The sequence below is a fragment of the Dietzia aerolata genome (genome assembly GCF_014144865.1).
Taxonomy (GTDB): domain Bacteria; phylum Actinomycetota; class Actinomycetes; order Mycobacteriales; family Mycobacteriaceae; genus Dietzia; species Dietzia aerolata.
Genome location: NZ_JAALDM010000085.1, coordinates 1 through 1,509 on the forward strand (window position 1 = coordinate 1; position 1,509 = coordinate 1,509).

The 1,509-nt window shown below is 72.6% G+C and carries 1 protein-coding gene; it reads right to left on the minus strand.

The genetic code is table 11. The features are described from left to right. Nucleotides 1–1,509 (minus strand): acyltransferase domain-containing protein (locus G6016_RS06205; protein WP_182631814.1); only part of this gene is annotated, 1,509 nt, incomplete at both ends.

A 1,509-nucleotide genomic window follows, 5' to 3' on the forward strand; every position in this document is an offset into this window, starting at 1 on the left:
GGGGGTGTTGACGGCCGGTGCGGGGTCTGTGGGGGCCGCCTGGTCGGCGGCCGCGGGGGTGGACGACCCGGTGGAGCCGGCCGCGTCGGCGGCGCTCACGGTGTCGTCGTTGTCGTCGTCCTCCTCCACGCTGGGCGGCAGGGTGCCGTACAGCGTCGCCGAGTCGCGCTCGACGTTGAGCACCTGGGCGCGCGGGCCGCGGTGCGTGGGGAGGTCGAGGGTCTTGGAGGCGAGGTTCGCCACGGTCGGCGCATTGGCTACGCCCACCTCGACGAACTGCTCGATGCCGAGCCCGCCGCGCTCTACAGGCGTAAAGAGCAGCTCCTGGGTCTCGATCCAGCGGACCGGGCTCGCGAACTGCCAGGCCAGCAGCTCGACGAGCAGCAGGCGGCCCAGGCGCACGGGCGTCGCGGCCCAGGCGTCCCAGTTCGCCAGCACCTCGGCCAGGGAGTCGGCCGGCACGAGGTCGGCGATCTCCTGGACGAAGGCGCGGTCGAGGCTGAACAGGCGCGGCACCAGGTTCGGGATGTACCGCCCGACAAGCACCGAGATGTCGATGTCGTGCGGGATCAGCGCGTCGAGGGTGGCCCGGAAGTCCGGGACGCCGCCGCGCAGGACGGTGGAGTGGAACGGCACGTCGATGCCGGGGACGAGGATGAAGGCGTTCTTGCCGCCCGAGCGCTCGAGCTCGCGGTTGACCGCCGCCTCCAGTGCCTCGCAGCCGGCGACGGTGCCGGCCAGGGCGTACTGCGAGCCCGCGAGGTTGTAGTTGACGATCTCGATGAACTCGCCGGACTGCTCGGCCACGTCGGCGACCCACTGCTGGATCTCGTCGTCGGAGATCCCCATCTGGGACGGGCGGATCGCGGCCATGCGATAGTCCGAGCGGCCGCGGGCGTCACGCGGGACCAGCTGGTGCATGGTCGAGCCGCGCTGGAACACGATCTCCAGCAGGGGCTCGAGCTCGAGCACACCGGAGATGGCGGCCAGGGCGTCGTACTCGCCGATCGAGTGGCCGGCGAAGTAGGCGTCGTCGATGAACAGGCCATCGGCCTCGAGCTCCGCCCGCTGCGCCACCGCGAGGCACGCCATGGCGACCTGGGTGAACTGGGTCAGGTAGAGCACGCCGTCCGGGTGTCGGTGGACCTCGCCACGGACGGTGACCTCGGTCGGGTTGTCGCGCACGATCGCCAGGATCGAGAAGCCGAGCGCGGCACGGGTGTGCTTGTCGGCGCGGTCCCAGATCTCCCGGGCGCGCGGGCAGCGCGTGCGGCCCTCCATGCCCATCCCCTTGGCCTGGATGCCCTGGCCAGGGAAGGCGTAGACGGTGCGCGGCGCCTCGGTGAGGGCGGTCGCGGCCATGACGGTGGCGCCGTCGACGGTGCAGGTCACCTCGAGGACCTGGCCGCCGGCGTGGCGGCCGGTCTGCACGGCGCGGACCTTGATCCGGTCGCCGGGGCGGACCGGGGCGAGCATGCGGGCGGTCCAGCCGGCGATCCGCAGGGCGGG